16 protein-coding genes are annotated in these 15,883 nt (G+C 75.6%); 12 read left to right on the top strand and 4 right to left on the bottom strand.

Annotation, left to right across the window (positions count from 1 at the left end):
• Positions 1–409 (bottom strand): plasmid pRiA4b ORF-3 family protein (locus ACWENR_RS15195; protein WP_452277598.1); only part of this gene is annotated, 409 nt, incomplete at its 3' end.
• A 150-nt stretch (positions 410–559) separates the two neighbouring features.
• On the opposite strand from ACWENR_RS15195, the gene ACWENR_RS15190 reads away from it, so the two are divergent.
• The 10 genes from ACWENR_RS15190 to ACWENR_RS15145 all read left to right on the top strand — a co-directional run bounded on the left by ACWENR_RS15190 (position 560) and on the right by ACWENR_RS15145 (position 12,168).
• Entirely contained in the window at positions 560–1,306 is a 747-nt protein-coding gene (locus tag ACWENR_RS15190; protein WP_452277597.1) for a pyrimidine reductase family protein, read from the top strand.
• A gap of 142 nt (positions 1,307–1,448) precedes the next feature.
• The gene (locus ACWENR_RS15185; RefSeq protein ID WP_452277596.1) at positions 1,449–3,203 is read left to right on the top strand and encodes an ATP-binding protein; all 1,755 of its coding nucleotides are present in this window, start codon (positions 1,449–1,451) and stop codon (positions 3,201–3,203) included.
• Positions 3,204–3,219: 16 nt separating this feature from the next.
• Positions 3,220–4,368, top strand: a complete 1,149-nt coding sequence (locus ACWENR_RS15180; protein WP_452277595.1) for an exonuclease SbcCD subunit D — start codon at positions 3,220–3,222, stop codon at positions 4,366–4,368.
• The gene (locus tag ACWENR_RS15175) at positions 4,368–6,842 is read left to right on the top strand and encodes an AAA family ATPase (RefSeq protein WP_452277594.1); all 2,475 of its coding nucleotides are present in this window, start codon (positions 4,368–4,370) and stop codon (positions 6,840–6,842) included. The genes ACWENR_RS15180 and ACWENR_RS15175 overlap by 1 nt, the downstream gene beginning before the upstream one ends.
• A 46-nt stretch (positions 6,843–6,888) precedes the next feature.
• On the top strand, positions 6,889–7,851 hold the full coding sequence (locus ACWENR_RS15170) for a hypothetical protein (protein ID WP_452277593.1): 963 nt from the start codon (positions 6,889–6,891) through the stop codon (positions 7,849–7,851).
• Positions 7,851–8,708 carry a spermidine synthase gene (locus tag ACWENR_RS15165; protein WP_452277592.1) on the top strand — a complete coding sequence of 286 codons (858 nt, stop codon included), beginning with the start codon at positions 7,851–7,853 and terminating at the stop codon, positions 8,706–8,708. Before ACWENR_RS15170 ends, ACWENR_RS15165 begins: the two co-directional genes overlap by 1 nt.
• Before the next feature lie 82 nt (positions 8,709–8,790).
• Positions 8,791–9,483: a sigma-70 family RNA polymerase sigma factor gene (locus tag ACWENR_RS15160; RefSeq protein ID WP_452277591.1), complete on the top strand. Its 693-nt coding sequence runs from the start codon at positions 8,791–8,793 to the stop codon at positions 9,481–9,483.
• Positions 9,480–10,262 carry an anti-sigma factor family protein gene (locus tag ACWENR_RS15155; protein WP_452277590.1) on the top strand — a complete coding sequence of 261 codons (783 nt, stop codon included), beginning with the start codon at positions 9,480–9,482 and terminating at the stop codon, positions 10,260–10,262. Before ACWENR_RS15160 ends, ACWENR_RS15155 begins: the two co-directional genes overlap by 4 nt.
• A gap of 241 nt (positions 10,263–10,503) precedes the next feature.
• A complete protein-coding gene (locus ACWENR_RS15150) occupies positions 10,504–11,133 on the top strand; it encodes a COG4315 family predicted lipoprotein (protein ID WP_452277589.1) in 630 nt (209 codons plus the stop codon).
• 114 nt (positions 11,134–11,247) lie between these two features.
• Positions 11,248–12,168 (top strand): DNA-3-methyladenine glycosylase family protein, encoded by a 921-nt coding sequence (locus ACWENR_RS15145; protein WP_452277588.1) that lies wholly within the window; start codon positions 11,248–11,250, stop codon positions 12,166–12,168.
• 66 nt (positions 12,169–12,234) lie between these two features.
• On the opposite strand, the gene ACWENR_RS15140 is transcribed toward ACWENR_RS15145, so the two are convergent.
• Complete coding sequence (locus tag ACWENR_RS15140) at positions 12,235–12,738, bottom strand: DUF1990 family protein (protein WP_452277587.1); 504 nt, start codon at positions 12,736–12,738, stop codon at positions 12,235–12,237.
• A gap of 636 nt (positions 12,739–13,374) precedes the next feature.
• Between ACWENR_RS15140 and ACWENR_RS15135 the strand changes: the two genes are divergently transcribed.
• A complete protein-coding gene (locus ACWENR_RS15135; protein WP_452277586.1) occupies positions 13,375–13,902 on the top strand; it encodes a GNAT family N-acetyltransferase in 528 nt (175 codons plus the stop codon).
• Here the strand turns inward: ACWENR_RS15135 and ACWENR_RS15130 are convergent.
• Positions 13,877–14,299, bottom strand: a complete 423-nt coding sequence (locus ACWENR_RS15130) for an SRPBCC family protein (protein ID WP_452277585.1) — start codon at positions 14,297–14,299, stop codon at positions 13,877–13,879. The two genes, ACWENR_RS15135 and ACWENR_RS15130, sit on opposite strands and share 26 nt — an antisense overlap.
• A 113-nt stretch (positions 14,300–14,412) precedes the next feature.
• Complete coding sequence (locus tag ACWENR_RS15125; protein ID WP_452277584.1) at positions 14,413–14,625, bottom strand: hypothetical protein; 213 nt, start codon at positions 14,623–14,625, stop codon at positions 14,413–14,415.
• 136 nt (positions 14,626–14,761) lie between these two features.
• Between ACWENR_RS15125 and ACWENR_RS15120 the strand changes: the two genes are divergently transcribed.
• Entirely contained in the window at positions 14,762–15,874 is a 1,113-nt protein-coding gene (locus ACWENR_RS15120; RefSeq protein ID WP_452277583.1) for an ATP-dependent DNA ligase, read from the top strand.
• Positions 15,875–15,883 lie beyond the last annotated feature (9 nt).

The raw sequence follows: 15,883 nt of genomic DNA, 5'->3' as shown, positions 1-15,883 counted from the left end.
GGCCGACCGGGCCGCCGACGCCCTCCGGCGGGCACGCCCGCTCCCCGCCCAGGCAGGACGGGTAGCGCTCGTCCGGGTCGGCGGTGAAGGCGTCCTCCACCACCAGGTCGTGCTCCCACCAGTCGCCGAAGTCGTAGGTGTAGCGGAACCGGCTGCCCTTGCCGACCACCGCGTCGAGCCGCACGTCCAGCTCGTCGCGCAGGGCCAGCTCGCCGTCGGGGTCGGGCTCGCCGTACTGCCGGCCCTCGATGTCGAACGAGTGCAGGTGGCAGTCCCGCCAGCCCATCGCGTGCTGCACCACCCGGTGCAGCCGGTCCAGGGTGTAGCCGCCCGGGACGAGCACCCGCCGCCAGACCGGCGGCCGGACCCCGGCCAGGGAGATCTTCAGCTGGAAGATCTGACGCGGCATGCTGTCCCATCCTTCCTCGGCATAAGCTGCGGGCATGATCTGCCGAGCGTGCCGGGCCAGGCGGCACGACGAGTGTCCGGGCCGGAACTGGTGCGACTGCCAGCACCGTACCCCCCGACCCACCCCTCCGGTCACCGGTCCGGCCGGCGAATGAGCGTCGGAATCCCGATTTCCGCGCTGTGGCCGGAGCCGTCGGCGCAGCCGCTGGACGACGCCGCGCTCGTCGCGCGCTACGGCCGCGCCGACCGCCCCCACCTCCGGGTGAACTTCGTGACCAGCGTCGACGGCGCGGTCTCCGTCGACGGCTACTCCGCCGGGCTCTCCGGCGAGCCGGACAAGCGCGTCTTCGGCCTGCTGCGGATGCTCTGCGACGCGCTGGTCGTGGCCGCCGGCACGCTGCGGCACGAGGGCTACCGCGCGGTCCGCCTCGACGAGCGGCGCCGGGCGTGGCGCCGGGAGCACGACCTGCCGGAACATCCGACCCTCGTCGTCGTCTCCGGCTCCCTCGACCTCGACCCGGCGCAGGCCGCGTTCGCCGACGCGCCGACGCGGCCCGTGGTGCTCACCCGGGGCGACGCGACGGCGCCGCCCGGCCTGGCCGACGTCGCCGACGTGGTGCGCTGCGGCGACGACCGGGTGGACCTCGCCGCGGGCCTGGCCGAGCTGCGCCGCCGCGGCTTCGACCAGGTGCTCTGCGAGGGCGGGCCGCGGTTGTTCGGCGCGCTCACCGCCGCCGACCTGGTGGACGAGGTCTGCCTCACCGTCGCCCCGCTGCTGGCCGGGGCGGGCCCGGGGCGGATCACCGCCGGGGACCCGAGCGGGGTACGCCACCTGCCGCTGCGGCACGTGCTCGCCGCCGCCGACGGCGTCCTCATGCTCCGCTACGCCCGCGACTGAGCGTGGCCGGTCGGGCACCCTGCGACGGGGTGGTCGGCCCGACGCGTGGCGTCCGCCGCGTCGCGTGGCAACCTGTCGTACTCCTCGGGCAGGATGCAGGCGTGTGCCCCGACCGCGACGACCAGCCGACCGGAGTTGCCCGATGACTGACGACGGGTTCGACGGCCCGGGCGAGGAGGTCGGCCGGGTGCTGGGCACGGCCGACGCCACCCCGCTCCAGTTCTGGACGGCGGTCTCCCCCGGCAGCTACCTGCAGCTCGACGACGTCGTGGTGACCCGGCGGGAGCTGCCCGACCGCGAGCCGGTGACGATCGCCGGGGTGGTCACCCAGGTGCGCGCCCGGCACGAGGGCGCCCAGTTCGACTCCGACGTCTTCGCCATCGCCGACGGCACGCTGCCCGCCCAGGTGCAGGAGGCCGCCGAGATCACCACCACCCGGGTCGACCCGGAGCTCTACGTGCCGCCGTCGCCCGGCGCCGTGGTGCACCGCGCCGAGGGCGACGCCCGGGCCCGGGCGCTGCACTTCGACCGGATGGAACGGCGGATCCCGATGGGGATGGGCCGCGACGGGGTGCCGGTCTACCTCAACGCCGACTTCCTCGACGGCAGCCGGGGCGCCCACGTGTCGATCTCCGGCATCTCCGGCGTCGCCACCAAGACGAGCTTCGCCACCTTCCTGCTCTACTCGGTCTTCCGCTCCGGGGTGCTCGGCGGCGACGCCGTCAACGCCAAGGCGCTCATCTTCAACGTCAAGGGCGAGGACCTGCTCTTCCTCGACCACCCCAACACCCGGCTCGACGACACCACCCGCGCCGCGTACGCGAAGCTCGGCCTGAGCGCCGGCGCGTTCCCCGACGTGCGGGTCTACGCCCCGCCCCGGGTCGGCGACTCCTCCGGCACGCCCGACGTGAGCAGCCGCCTCACCGGCGTGGACAGCTTCTACTGGACGCTCGCCGAGTTCTGCGCCGACCGCCTGCTGCCCTACGTCTTCGCCGACGCCGACGACGAGCGCCAGCAATACACGATGGTCGTGCACTCGGTCGCCGCCCACCTGGCCCGGCACGCCCAGCCCGCCGACGGCGGGGTGAGCATCGACGGGGTGCGACTGGGCTCCTACGCCGACCTGGTCGACCACGTCGTCGAGCAGCTCAACGACGACGAGACGCGCTCCGACTGGGCCGGCAGCGCGGTCGGGCTCGGCACGGTCAACGCGTTCGCCCGCCGGCTGATCGGCAGCAAGAAGGACCTGTCCCGGCTGATCCGGGGCGACCTGGCCACCCGCCGCCCGCACAGCATCAACACCGCCGAGAGCGCCCAGGTCACCGTGGTCGACCTGCACAACCTTCCCGACCGGGCGCAGCGGTTCGTGGTCGGCGTGACGCTCAAGAGCGAGTTCGAGCGCAAGGAGAAGGCCGGCACCGCCAAGCCGCTGCTCTTCGTCGTCCTCGACGAGCTCAACAAGTACGCCCCCCGCGAGGGCTCCTCCCCCATCAAGGAGGTGCTGCTCGACATCGCCGAACGGGGCCGCTCGCTCGGGGTGATCCTGGTCGGCGCCCAGCAGACGGCGAGCGAGGTGGAGCGGCGCATCGTCACCAACTCGGCGATCCGGGTGGTGGGCCGGCTCGACCCGGCCGAGGCGTCCCGCCCCGAATACGGCTTCCTGCCGCCCGCCCAGCGCCAGCGCGCGCTGCTGGCCAAGCCCGGCACGATGTTCGTCAACCAGCCCGACATCCCGGTGCCGCTGTGCCTGGAGTTCCCGTTCCCGGCCTGGGCCACCCGGGTCTCCGAGGCCGGGCGGGCCCCGTCGGAGACGCTCCGGTCGCTCACCCAGGCCGTCGACCCGTTCGCGGTGGTCGGCTCCGGCGGCGGCGCCAGCGACGACGACATCCCGTTCTAGGGGCAGGAGGCAACCCGTGAAGATCCTGCACACCTCCGACTGGCACGTCGGCAAGGTCCTCAAGGGGCAGTCGCGGGCCGAGGAGCACAAGCGGGTCCTGGCCGGCGTGATCGACGTCGCCCGCGCCGAGCGACCCGACCTGGTCATCGTCGCCGGTGACCTCTACGACACCGCCGCGCCGACGCCCGAGGCCACCCGGCTGGTCACCCGGGCCCTGACCGCGCTGCGCCGCACCGGCGCCGACGTGGTCGCCATCGGCGGCAACCACGACAACGGCCAGGCCCTCGACGCGCTGCGCCCCTGGGCCGAGGCCGCCGGGATCACCCTGCGCGGCGGCGTACGGGAGAATCCGGACGAGCACGTCATCGACGGCACCACCGCCGGTGGCGAGCGCTGGCGGCTGGCCGCCCTGCCGTTCCTCTCCCAGCGCTACGCCATCCGGGCCGTGGAGATGTACGAGCTGACCGCCGCCGAGGCCACCCAGACCTACGCCGACCACCTGGGCCGGGTGCTGGGCCGGCTGACCGAGAGCTTCACCGAGCCCGACCGGGTGCACCTGGTCACCGCCCACCTGACCGTGGTCGGCGCGACCACCGGCGGCGGCGAGCGCGACGCGCACACCGTGCTGGGCTACGCGGTGCCGGCGACCGTCTTCCCGGGCACCGCCCACTACGTGGCGCTGGGCCACCTGCACCGCTCGCAGCGGGTGCAGGGCCCCTGCCCGATCCGCTACAGCGGCAGCCCGCTCGCGGTCGACTTCGGCGAGCAGGAGAACGTGCCGTCCGTGACCGTCGTCGAGGTCACGGCGACCACGGCGGCGCAGGTCCGCGAGGTGCCGGTGGTCGCCGCGGCCACCCTGCGGACGGTCCGGGGCACCCTGGCCCAGCTCGCCGAGCTGGAGGCGCCGGACGCCTGGCTGCGGGTGTTCGTGCGGGAGCAGCCGCGCGCCGGGCTGCGCGAGGAGGTCCAGGAGCTGCTCCCCCGCGCCCTGGAGATCCGGATCGACCCCGAGCTGGTGCCCGCCCCGGGCAGCGGCACCCGGGTGGCGCAGCGGGCCGGGCGTTCGCCCCGGCAGCTCTTCGCCGACTACCTGGACAGCCGGGGGCACACCGACGACGGGGTGCGGGAGCTCTTCGACGAGCTCTTCGAGGAGGCCGACCGCTGATGCGACCGATGCGGCTGGACATGGCGGGCTTCACGGTCTTCCGGGACGAGACCACGATCGACTTCACCGACGCCGACTTCTTCGCCCTGGTCGGGCCGACCGGCTCGGGCAAGTCGACGGTGCTGGACGCGATCTGCTTCGCCCTCTACGGCACGGTCCCCCGCTGGGGCGGCACGCGGGGGCTGACCAACGCCCTCGCCCCGTCGGCCACCGAGGCGCGGGTCCGGCTGGTCTTCGAGTCCGGCGGCGCCCGCTACGTGGCGACCCGGGTGGTCCGCCGCGACGGCCGGGGCAACGTGAAGACGGCCAACGCCGGTTTGCAGCTCATGCCGGCCGGCTTCGACGTGACCAAGCTCGACACCGGGCTGAGCCCGGACGACCTCGGCGAGGTCGTCGCCGGCACCCCCGCCGAGATGGAGCAGGCGGTGCTGGAGGCGGTCGGGCTGCCGTACGAGCAGTTCACCAGCTGCGTGGTGCTGCCGCAGGGGCAGTTCGCCGACTTCCTGCACGCCAAGCCGGCCACCCGCCAGCAGATCCTGGTCAACCTCCTCGGCCTCGGGGTCTACGAGGAGGTGCAGAAGAAGGCGACCGCCCGGGCCGCGCAGGCGGAGGCGAAGCTGGAGGCGGTCGACCAGGCGCTGGCCGGGCTCGCCGACGTCGACGACGCCGCGCTGGAGGCCGCCACCGGGCAGGCCGACCGGATGCGGGAGCTGGTCGGGGCGGTGGCCGCGGCCGTACCGGAGCTGGCGGCGGCCCGGGCGACGGCGCGCGAGGCGGGCGCGGCGCTGGCCGCCCTCGACGCCGACCTGGCGGTCCTCGCCGCCGTCCGCGCGCCCGACGGGGTGGCCGAGGTGGCCCGGGCGGTGGCGGCGGCGCGGGCCGACGCCGACGAGGCGGCGACGGCGGTGTCGCTGGCCGAGGAGCGGGAGGAGAAGCTGCGCGGCGAGTTGGCCGCCGCCGGCGACGAGAGCGCGCTGCGGCTGCTGCTGCGGGCGTACACCGACCGGGAGAAGCTGGCCGGCGAGGCGGAGACGGTCCGCGCGGCGGTGACCGGGGCGCAGGCCGAGCACGGCGCGGCGGTGGCGGCGCTGGCGCAGGCGCGGGCGGCGGCCGAACGGGCCGAGGCCGAGCTGGAGGCCGCCTTCCGGGCGCACGAGGAGGCCAAGGCGACCGACCAGGCCGTGGCGCTGCGGGCGCACCTGCGCGCCGGGGCGGCCTGCCCGGTCTGCGAGCAGACCGTGGCTCGGGTGCCGGCGGTGCCGGCGGATTCGGCGGTCGCCGCCGCGACGGCGGCGGGGCGGGCGGCGCGGGCCGCCACCAAGGCCGCCCAGGCGGTCGTGCAGGAGCGCGACACGGCGGCCCGCGAGCTGGAGCGGGTGCTGGTGCGGGCGCGGGCCCGGCAGGACCAGGTGGACGCCCGGCTGGCCGAGCTGGACGCGCAGTTGACGGGCGCGGCCGAGCCGGCGGTGCTGCGCCGCGAGCTCGACGACCACGCGCGGCTGCGGCGGGCGCTGGAGGAGTCGGCGGCGGCGGTGCGGGGCGGCCGGGAGGCGGCCCGGCGGGCCCGGGCGGCGGTGGACGCCGCCGAGGAGCGGCTGCGCGCGACCTGGCGGGCGTTCGACGCGGCCCGCGACGGGCTGGCCCGGTTCGGGCCGCCGGCCGCCGACCGCGAGGACCTCGGCGCGGCGTGGGCCGCGCTCACCGGGTGGGCCGGCGCGGAGACGGAACGCCGCCGCGCGGAGCGGGCGGGGCGGGCCGCCGCCGTGGCGGAGGCCGAGGCGGTGGCCGCCGACGTCGGCGAGCGCATCGCGGGCATCCTGGCCGCCGCCGGGCTGCCGGCCGCCGACGATCCGGTACGCGCCGCCGACCGCGCCCTGGAGCGCGCCGAGGCCGACCTGCGCGAGCTGGAGCGCCGCCGCGAGCAGGCCGGCGGGCTGCGCGAGCAGCGGGCCGGTTACGAGCGCGAGGCGCAGGTGGCCCGGGCCCTCGCGGGGCACCTGCGGGCCAACAACTTCGAGCGCTGGCTGCTGGCCGAGGCGCTGGACCTGCTGGTCGACGGCGCCTCCGGCATCCTGCGGGAGCTCTCCGGCGGGCAGTACGACCTGGTCCACGACAAGGGCGAGTTCTTCGTCGTCGACCACCACGACGCGGGGCTGCGGCGGGGCGTGCGCACGCTGTCGGGCGGCGAGACGTTCCAGGCGTCGCTGGCGCTGGCGCTGGCGTTGTCCGAGCAGCTCGCCGGGATGTCCACCACCGCGGCGAGCCTGGAGTCGATCGTGCTCGACGAGGGCTTCGGCACGCTCGACGCGGCGACCCTCGACACGGTGGCCGCCACCCTGGAGAGCCTGGCCGCCCGGGGCGACCGGATGGTCGGGGTGGTCACCCACGTGCCGGCGCTGGCCGAACGCATCCCGGTCCGCTACGAGGTCAGCAAGGACGCCCGGTCGGCCCGCGTCGAGCGGACCGGCCGGTGAGCGGGGGCCCCGGCGCCCCGGCGTCCGCGACGGGAGGACCCCTCCGGTGACCGATCCCCGGTTCTTCGTCGACGCGTGGGACCCGGCGTACGGGGCCTCGTTCGAGGCGGCGGGCGGCGGCGGTCCCGCCGCGCCGAGCAGCGCCCAGGTCGACGCGGACGCCGAGCTGCCGGCGGTGGACTGGCGGGCCATCGGGCCCCGCCCCGGGGTCCGCGCCCCCGACGTGGTGCTGCTGGTCGACGGGGTGCGCCGGATCGACGCGAGCGTGTGGACGGCCGAGGAGGACGGCGCCTCCTTCCCCGGCCTGGCCGCGTCGTACGCCGCCGGCGTGGTCCGGTGCGACCTGGAGCGCGGCGCGGCTCGGCTCGCCGGGGCGAAGGTCGGCCGGGGCCTGTTCACCGCCAGCCCGTCGGCGGTCGACGTGGTCGCGGGCAGCGTCCGCTACCCGGTGCACCGGGTCAGCGGCACGGGCGAGCTGAACAAGCTCCCCGCCGCCGTGCAGGGGCCGCTGACCGCGCTGGAGGTGGAGGTCTCCGGGGCCGCCCGCACGGACGGCGACCTGCTGGTGGTCGACGGCCCGCTGCGCAACCGCCGGCAGCTGCCCCGCACCCTGGGCTACATCAAGACGCAGCACAGCCAATACCTGGACGCCCGGCTGACGGCGGTGGTCACCGGGCTGGCGGCCGGCGAGCGCTCACCGGTGTTCAAGCTCGGCACGGCGTGGGGCGGCTGGTCGTGGTATCTGCGGCTGCCGGTGGCGCTCGGCGCGCCGTGGGCGGGCATCGTGCGGATGGAGTGCTCCGCCGAGCTGACCGTCGACGAGGCGGTGGAGCTGGCCGACCTGTCGCTGGTGACGCTGCCCCGGTTCGCCTCCACCCCCTACAAGGACCCGCGGGCCCCGCAGAACCTCATCCCGATCGCGGGCCTGGAACGCCGGCTGCGGGCCCTGCTCGGGGATGCCCGGCTGCTGCACCGGGTGCTCACCGCCGCCGCCCGGGCCCGGCGCTGATGGGGCGCCGGCGGGCCGCCGACACGGTGGCCGCGCGGGTGGACACCGGCCAGGCGGAGCTGGTGCCGGATCCGGACCGGCCGGGGTCGTGGACCCTGCTGCTGGACGGCGCCCCGCAGTCGCACGTGGACCTGGCCGACCCGACCCACCTGGAGTTCGAGTACGTCCGGCGGCTCGCCGCCGCGATCGACCTGCTGGCCCCGGCCGGCGCGCCGCTGCGGGTGCTGCACCTGGGCGGCGGCGCGCTCACCCTGCCCCGCTACGTGGCGGCCACCCGGCCCGGCTCCGGTCAGCGGGTCGTCGAGGTGGACGGCGCGCTGGTGGAGCTGGTCCGGCGGGAGCTGCCCTGGCCGGCGGACTTCCGGCTGAGGGTGCGGGTGGCCGACGCCCGCGAGGTGCTCGCCGCCAGCCGGGACGCCGGCTACGACGTGGTGGTCACCGACGTGTTCGCCGGCGCGCGCACCCCGGCCCACCTCACCTCGGTGGAGTACGCCGCCGAGGTGGCCCGGGTGCTGCGTCCCGGCGGCTTCTGCCTGGCGAACGTGGCGGACGGCCCGCCGCTGCGCTACGCGCGGGCGCAGGTCGCCACGGTCCGCTCGGTGCTGCCCCGGGCCTGCCTGGTCGCCGACGCGGCGGTGCTGCGGGGGCGGCGCTACGGCAACCTGGTGCTGATGGCGGGCCGGGTCGAACCGCCGGTGCCGCAGCTGACCCGGCGCGCCGCCGGGGACTGGTTCCCCGGCCGGGTGCTGGCCGGCGAGGAGCTCGACCGGTTCGCCGGCGGCGCTCCGGTGATCCGCGACGCCGACGCGACCGATTCGACCCCGCCGCCGCCCGGAATTTTTTCCGTCCGCCGTTGATCCGTTCGCGGGGGCGCCGCGTACCACCGGGCGGCCGTGCCCGAGGGGGACGGCCGATGTCATCGGACACCCGGAGGTCTGCATGCATGCGGTGGCGGCCGGTTGGCCCGGCGACAGGGTGCGGCCGGACTGGATGTCCGCGCGGTCCCAGTCCCGCCCGGGCGCGTCGGCCCGCGGGGTCGACGCCTGTCCGGCGCCTCGCCAGAATGGGCCGGTGACGCCGCGCCCCGCCCCCGGACGCCACCAGGCGCCGTCGGCCGAGGCCGGCCACTCGGACCGGTTGATCCGGCTGCTCTACGCCGAGCACGCCGGGCCGCTGCTGGCGTTCGTCATGCGGCTCACCGGCGGCGACCGGCAGCGCGCCGAGGACATCGTGCAGGAGACCCTGCTGCGGGCGTGGCGCAACGCGCACCGGCTGGGCGCGCAGGGACAGGGTTCGCTGCGGCCCTGGCTGGTCACGGTGGCCCGGCGGATCGCCATCGACGAGCACCGCAGCGAGAAGGCCCGACCCGCGGAGACGTACGACCGGGACCTGACGGCGTTTGCCGAGGCGGACAGCACCGACCGGGTGCTGCGCACCATGACCGTGGCGGACGCGCTGCGTACGCTGAGCCAGTCGCACCGGGAGATCCTGGTGGCGACGTACTTCCGGGGTCGGACGGTGCCCGAGGCGGCCGACGAGCTGGGCCTTCCGCTCGGCACCGCCAAGTCGCGGGTCTACTACGCGCTGCGCGCGCTGCGCACGGCTCTGCAGGAACGGGGGGTGACGGAATGAGCCGGGCGGACCACATGGACGTCGCCGCGTACGCGCTGGGCGTGCTGGCCGAGCACGACACGGCGCGGTTCGAGGAGCACCTCGCCACCTGCTGGGCGTGCGCGGCCGAGCTGGAGACGATGGTGCCGGTCGTCGGCATGCTCTCCGACATCGACGGCGAGACGATGGCCGCGGTGGAGCAGGCGCAGACCGACCCGGCCCTGCTGGACCGGACGCTGGTCGCGGTACGCACCCACCGGCGGCGCGCCCGGCTGCGGCAGGTGCTCGCCACGGCCGCCGCGGTGGTGGTCGTCGGCGGGCTGACCGGGCTCGGGTTCGCCGCCGTCGCCCGCGACAGCGCGCCGGAGGTGGTGGCCGAGCCGACCCGCACGGCACCGGTCGACCCGCCGACCGTGGCCAGCTCCCGGGATCCGAACGACCCGAACCTGGGCGGCCCCGTCGCGGCGGAGGGCGAGCAGACCAACGTGACCGACCAGACGACCGGGGTGCGGGCCACCTTCTTCGTCGCCTCGAAGCAGTTCGGCACGAGCGTGAACTTCACCCTGGCGAAGCTGCCCGGGCCGCGGGCCTGCCGCCTCGTGGTGGTGCGGAAGAACAACACCAGCGAGGTGATCTCCACCTGGTCGGTGCCCACCGACGGCTACGGCACCAACGCGAACTCCGAGTCCCTGACCCTGTCGGCCACCACGTCCACCCGGAAGACCGAGATCAAGCAGTTCCAGGTGCAGTCGGTGGACGCCTCCGGGGTGGCGAGCCCGCTGGTCACCGTGCCGATGTAGCCCGCACCGCCCGATCGACGTCGCGCCACGACACGGTGTCCCGCGCCCGTCGGCGCCGCCCACGACAATGGCTGGCGTCGACGGGCCGTGCGTTTCCAGGAAATCGTCGTCCACACGGGGAAACGGATTTCGCGCCGGACCGGTTCAACCATTTCCTGTGAAATCATCCACGACTCCGCATTCAACCTTGACAGTTGCCGCTCCGTATTACCCGGCGTACTGGCGAGAATGAGGAGGGCACGTGGCACAGCTGAAGCGGACCGTCATCGTCGCGAGCGCGATGGTCGCACTAACGGCCTGCGCTCCCGCGGGCTACGACGGGGCGAACCCGAACGCGGCCCAGCCGGTCGCCGTGGCCGCGGCCGAACCCGGCACCTCGGCGTCCCCCGAGGCCCCGGCGGCCGACGCGCCGCCCCCGGCCGACGTCGAACTCACCGAGCAACTCAACGGCAGGAAGGTGGCCCGGATGGGCAGCGTGGTCACCGACCAGGACGGCTGGATCCTCTACCGCTTCGACAAGGACACCAAGAACCCGCCGACGTCGAACTGCGTCGACAAGTGCGCCCAGGTGTGGCCGCCGGCGCTGACCGACGGCAGCCCGGAACTCAACGGCGTCTCCGACGACGACGTCGGCACCGTCACCCGGCAGGACGGCACCCGCCAGCTCACCCTCGACGGCTGGCCGCTCTACCGCTACGTCGGCGACAAGAAGCCCGGCCAGTGGAAGGGCCAGGGCGTCGGCGGCACCTGGTTCGTGGTCGCCCCGGACGGCAGGAAGAACCTGAGCTGCCTGCCGACCGGCACCCCCAGGCCGGTCGCCCCGCCCGCGGACGACAAGGCCGAGCAGGGCGGCTCCGGCTACTCGTACTGACCCCACCGGACCCGGTGGCCGGTCGCCGTAGCAAGGGACGCGGCCGGCCGCCGGCGCCCCGCGCGGCGGCGGTGCCCGTCGGTCACGGCGGCGGGACGTGGCAGCATGTGCGCGGTGACCGGTACCGAACCCGCCGCGCGTCGGGAGCTGCGCCCGCCGACCGGGTACCGGCTGGCCGCGTCGGTCCGGGCCCTGACCTTCAGTCCGTACGACCCGTGCGCGCGGATCGCGGCGGGCACCTTCTGGTGGGCCACCCGCACCCCCGACGGGCCGGCCACCCTCGCGCTGCGACCGGCCGGTGACGGCCTGCTGGCCGAGGGCTTCGGGCCGGGCGCCGACTGGGTGGTGGAGCGGGCGGACGCGATCGCCGGGCTGCGCGACGACCTCACCGGGTTCGCCGAACTCGCCGCCGGTCACCCCGTGGTGGCCCGGCTGGCGGCGCGGCACCGCGGCCTGCGGATGCCGGCCACCGGACAGGTCTTCCCCCGGCTGCTCCGCGCGGTCTTCGAGCAGAAGGTGACCGGCAAGGAGGCATACCGGGCGTACGCGGCGACCGTGCGCCACTTCGCCGAGGCGGCGCCCGGACCCATGCAGCCGCTGCTGCTGCCGCCCGAGCCGGCGGCGGTGGCCGCCACCCCGTACTGGGTGTTCCACCCGTTCGGCGTGGAACAGCGCCGCGCCGACACGCTGCGGCGCGCCGCCGCCGTCGCGGACCGGCTCGAGCGCTGCGCGGACTCCGCCGAGGCCACCCGCCGGCTCACCGCCGTCGCCGGCATCGGGCCGTGGACCGCCGCCGAGGTGGTGCGGATCGCGTACGGGGACCCGGACGCGGTCAGCGTCGGCGACTTCCACGTACCCAACACCGTCGCCTGGGCCCTGGCGGGCGAACCACGCGGCGACGACGCGCGGATGCTGGCGCTGCTGGAGCCGTTCCGGGGGCACCGGGGACGGGTCTGCGTGCTGCTCGAGGCCGGGGGCGTCCAGGCCCCGAAGTACGGCCCCCGGATGCCCATCCGCTCCTTCGCGAGGTTCTGACCGCCCCGCTCCCCACTGCCCGCCGAACTCCCCCGCCCGGCGGCGACGCGCCTTCCGCCCTCCGACTCAGGGGCGGGCGCAGAGGCGGCGCAGGGTGCGGCCGAGCCACCAGGCGTACGCGTGCTGGAAAGCCCGGCCGGCGGGCCCCGCCGCGCGCATCGTCCAGCCGGCGGGCCGGCTGAACGCGACCACCTCGAACCAGACGCGGCCCGCGTCGTCACGGCTGACCACGAAGGCCTCCTCGCCGCTGGCCGGGTGCCCGGTCAACGTGCCGTACCCGAAACCGGCCCGCCGGTCGTCGTCGACGGCCCAGACCACCTCGCAGGGCGCGGCCAGCCGCACCGGCCCGACGCCCAGCCGGGAGACCACCCGCACCCCGGGCGCGGCGCGGTCGGCCTCGGTGTCCATCCGGATGCCGGCCGCCCGGTGCAGGCGCCAGCCGAGCACCGCCGCCCCGGCGACGGTGAAGCAGGAGTCGGGCAGCCGCACCCGATGCCGCACGTGCCGCCAGCCCGGCGGCAACTCCCCGGCGCGGGTGGCACCCACGTGCGGATAGGTCAGTGCCGGCACGGCGCGCACCCCCAGGTTCGACGGACCACGCCAGCGTACGGCCGGCGTCTGCGAGGCGCCCGCCGGTCGCCTCGACTGTCGGCGCGCGACCGCGACCCGGCACACCCTGGCGGCCCGGCCAGGCTGCCACACGTCGACTCGGGACGCCGGCGACGATGGCGCCGGACGACGGCAGCGTCGATACCGGCGGCGTCGATACCGAAAGTCACTCGCTCAGCCCGACCCGCCCGCCGGCTCAAGGCCGCAGGGACGTCAGGCAGGCGCGTTGCCGCCGGCAGGCAGCGTCGACGCCGGGCAGCAGCTCACTACTTCCCGGAAATAGTGGCCTCCGCGATCCACGGAGACCACTATTTCCGGGAAGTTGTCCGCATCTCCCTGCAACGAGGCCGGGAGATTAGCTCCAGGCAACCCGGGCGAGACCGGCCTGGCGGCCAGGCCGGAAAGCACCAGGCGACCAGACCAGGCGGCCCAGGCAGGAGGCGAGACCAGGCGACCAGACCAGGCGCCCCAAGCAGGAGACGAGGCAGGGGACGAGGCAGGAAACCAGGCAGAAGGCGGGACCAGCAGGCCCTGCCAGGAGGCGGAGGGAGGTGGGCGTGGTGGGTGTGCGGGAGCCGGCTGTGGTTGGCTGTCGGCGTGATCATCGAGCCGTTCATCGCTCCTGCCGACGTGACCGACGCCGGCGAGATCCTCACCGTGCAGCGCGCCGCTTACCTCGTCGAGGCCCAGCGCTACGCCGACCCGTTCCTGCCGCCGCTGACCGAGACCCTGGACGAGGTGCGGGCCGTGCTCGCGGGGCCCGCGACGGTGCTCACCGCCCGGCTCGGCCACCGGCTGGTCGGTTCCGTGCGGGCACACGTCGACGGCGACACCGCGCACGTGGGCCGGCTCTCGGTCGCCCCCGACCAGCAGGGGCGGGGCGTCGGCGGGCGGCTGCTGTCGGCGGTCGAGGCGGCCTGCCTGGCGGGAGAGTCCACCCCGGCGGCCTCCGGCGTCGGCCGGCTGCGCCGCTTCGCGCTCTTCACCGGCGCCGACAGCGAGCAGAACCTGCGCCTGTACCACCGGCACGGCTACCGGGTGGTCGGGCACCGGCCGGATCCGAACGGCGTCCGGCTCGCCCTGCTGGAGAAGGCCGTGGTCAGTCCCGCTCACAGCGACGCCTGAGCCCGTCGGCCTCCATCCACAGGTAGCGGCGCATCAGGTCGCCGTAGAGCCAGCCGACGAGCCCGGCCAGCGGCCCGGACTGCGCGAGGACCAGCTCGACCCGGGTACGCCCGGCGGCCAGCGGCAGGACGCGGTGCTCGCCCAGCGTGCGCACCCCGGGGTTGCGCGAGACCCAGGAGAAGGAGACGCCGTCGGTCAGCTCGGTGACCCGCCACACGGCCGGCCGCAGCTTCGGCTGTTCCAGCCGGGCGGTGGCGCCGACCGCCAGCGGCCCCGCCTCACCCCGCCGGGCGCGACGTACCGAGGGCGTCCACTCCGGCCACCGCTCGACGTCGGCCAGCACCGCCCAGACGCGTCCGGCCTCGGCGGCCACCTCCGTACCTGCCTCGAACCGCATCAGCGCACCCTCCCCGTGGCGGCACCCCGCGCGCCGCCACCATGGTGACGACGCTGCCCGACGGATCGTGACCGCGGCATCCACCGGCCGGTCTCCGGTCCGGCGCCGTCGGGTCAGGCGGCCTCGTGGAGGTCGGCCAGTCCGAGCGGGGTACGCCGGCGCAGCAGTTCCTCCAGTTCCGTCACCGACCCGACCTCGCCGACCACGTCCTTGCCCCCGCCGAACCGGGCCGGGTAGCGGCGCACCAGCCGGTAGCGGTGCCGGCCCCGGATCAGCTCGACGCTGACCCGCCACCGACCGCAGCACCCGCAGACCCACTCCGACACCCCGCGAAAGTAGCTCTGACCTGCGGTTTTCTGATTCGCCCGGCGGGGCACGAGCGGCTCGCGGGCGGACAGGGCGTCCGACAACCGACCGTGATCTGCCTCACGACTGTCGGTGTCCTCTGGTTGACTGGTCGCCGTGATGCTGCCGATCAATCCACCGGTCGAGCCGATGCTGGCCAAGAGCGTCCCGCGGATCCCCACCGCGTCCGGGATGACCTACGAGCCGAAGTGGGACGGCTTCCGGTGCATCGTGTTCCGCGACGGCGACGAGGTGGAGCTGTCCAGCCGGGGCGGGAAGTCGATGACCCGCTATTTCCCCGAGGTGGTCGAGCAGGCGCGCCGCCAGCTTCCCGAGCGGTGCGCGGTCGACGGCGAGTTGATCGTGATCCGGCGCGACGGCCCGGGCGGGCAGCCCCGGCTCGACTTCGAGCTGCTGGCCCAGCGGGTGCATCCGGCCGCGTCCCGGGTGCGGCTGCTGGCCGAGACCACGCCGGCCGACTTCGTCGCCTTCGACCTGCTCGTCCTCGACGACGAGGCGATGCTCGACCGGCCCTACCCGGAGCGCCGGGCCCGGCTGGAGGCGGCCCTGGCCGGGGTGCGCCCACCGGTGCACGTCACCCAGGTCACCACCGACGTCGACACCGCACACCGCTGGTTCGACGTCTTCGAGGGCGCCGGCCTGGACGGCCTGATCGCCAAGCCGGCCGACCTGCCCTACGAGCCCGGCAAGCGACTGATGTTCAAGGTCAAGCACGCGCGCACGGCCGACGTGGTGGTCGCCGGGTTCCGGTGGCACAAGTCGGGTCCGGTGGTCGGCTCGCTCCTGCTCGGGCTCTACGACGACGAGGGCGTCCTGCACCACGTCGGGGTGAGCGCCTCGTTCACGATGGCGCGGCGCGCGGAGCTGCTGGAGGAGCTGGAGCCCTACCGCGACGTGGGCGCCGACCATCCGTGGGTGCACGGCGACCACGAGCGCGGCCAGCGCCTGCCCGGCGGGGTCAGCCGCTGGACCGGCACCCGCAACCTGGAGTGGGAGCCGCTGCGCCCCGAGCTGGTGGTCGAGGTGGGCTACGACGCGATGGAGGGCGACCGCTTCCGGCACACCGCCCGGTTCGTCCGCTGGCGGCCCGACCGCGAGCCCCGCTCCTGCCGCTACGACCAGCTCGATCGCCCGGTCCGGTTCGACGTTGACCAGGTGCTCCGCGGTGATCCGACGGTGCCGGCGGAGCCCGCCGCCGGCCCGGCGTAGCCTGGCCGT

It is taken from the genome of Micromonospora sp. NPDC004336 (assembly GCF_053602615.1).
This window is presented reverse-complemented; position numbering and strand designations above follow the sequence as displayed.

Bases quoted from the DNA above. Each gene is read 5' to 3' on its own strand.
- ACWENR_RS15190 (WP_452277597.1), top strand. From the start codon at position 560: ATGAGCGTCGGAATCCCGATTTCCGCGCTGTGGCCGGAGCCGTCGGCG.
- ACWENR_RS15185 (WP_452277596.1), top strand. From the start codon at position 1,449: ATGACTGACGACGGGTTCGACGGCCCGGGCGAGGAGGTCGGCCGGGTG.
- ACWENR_RS15175 (WP_452277594.1), top strand. From the start codon at position 4,368: ATGCGACCGATGCGGCTGGACATGGCGGGCTTCACGGTCTTCCGGGAC.
- ACWENR_RS15165 (WP_452277592.1), top strand. From the start codon at position 7,851: ATGGGGCGCCGGCGGGCCGCCGACACGGTGGCCGCGCGGGTGGACACC.
- ACWENR_RS15160 (WP_452277591.1), top strand. From the start codon at position 8,791: ATGCATGCGGTGGCGGCCGGTTGGCCCGGCGACAGGGTGCGGCCGGAC.
- ACWENR_RS15155 (WP_452277590.1), top strand. From the start codon at position 9,480: ATGAGCCGGGCGGACCACATGGACGTCGCCGCGTACGCGCTGGGCGTG.
- ACWENR_RS15130 (WP_452277585.1), bottom strand. From the start codon at position 14,299: ATGCGGTTCGAGGCAGGTACGGAGGTGGCCGCCGAGGCCGGACGCGTC.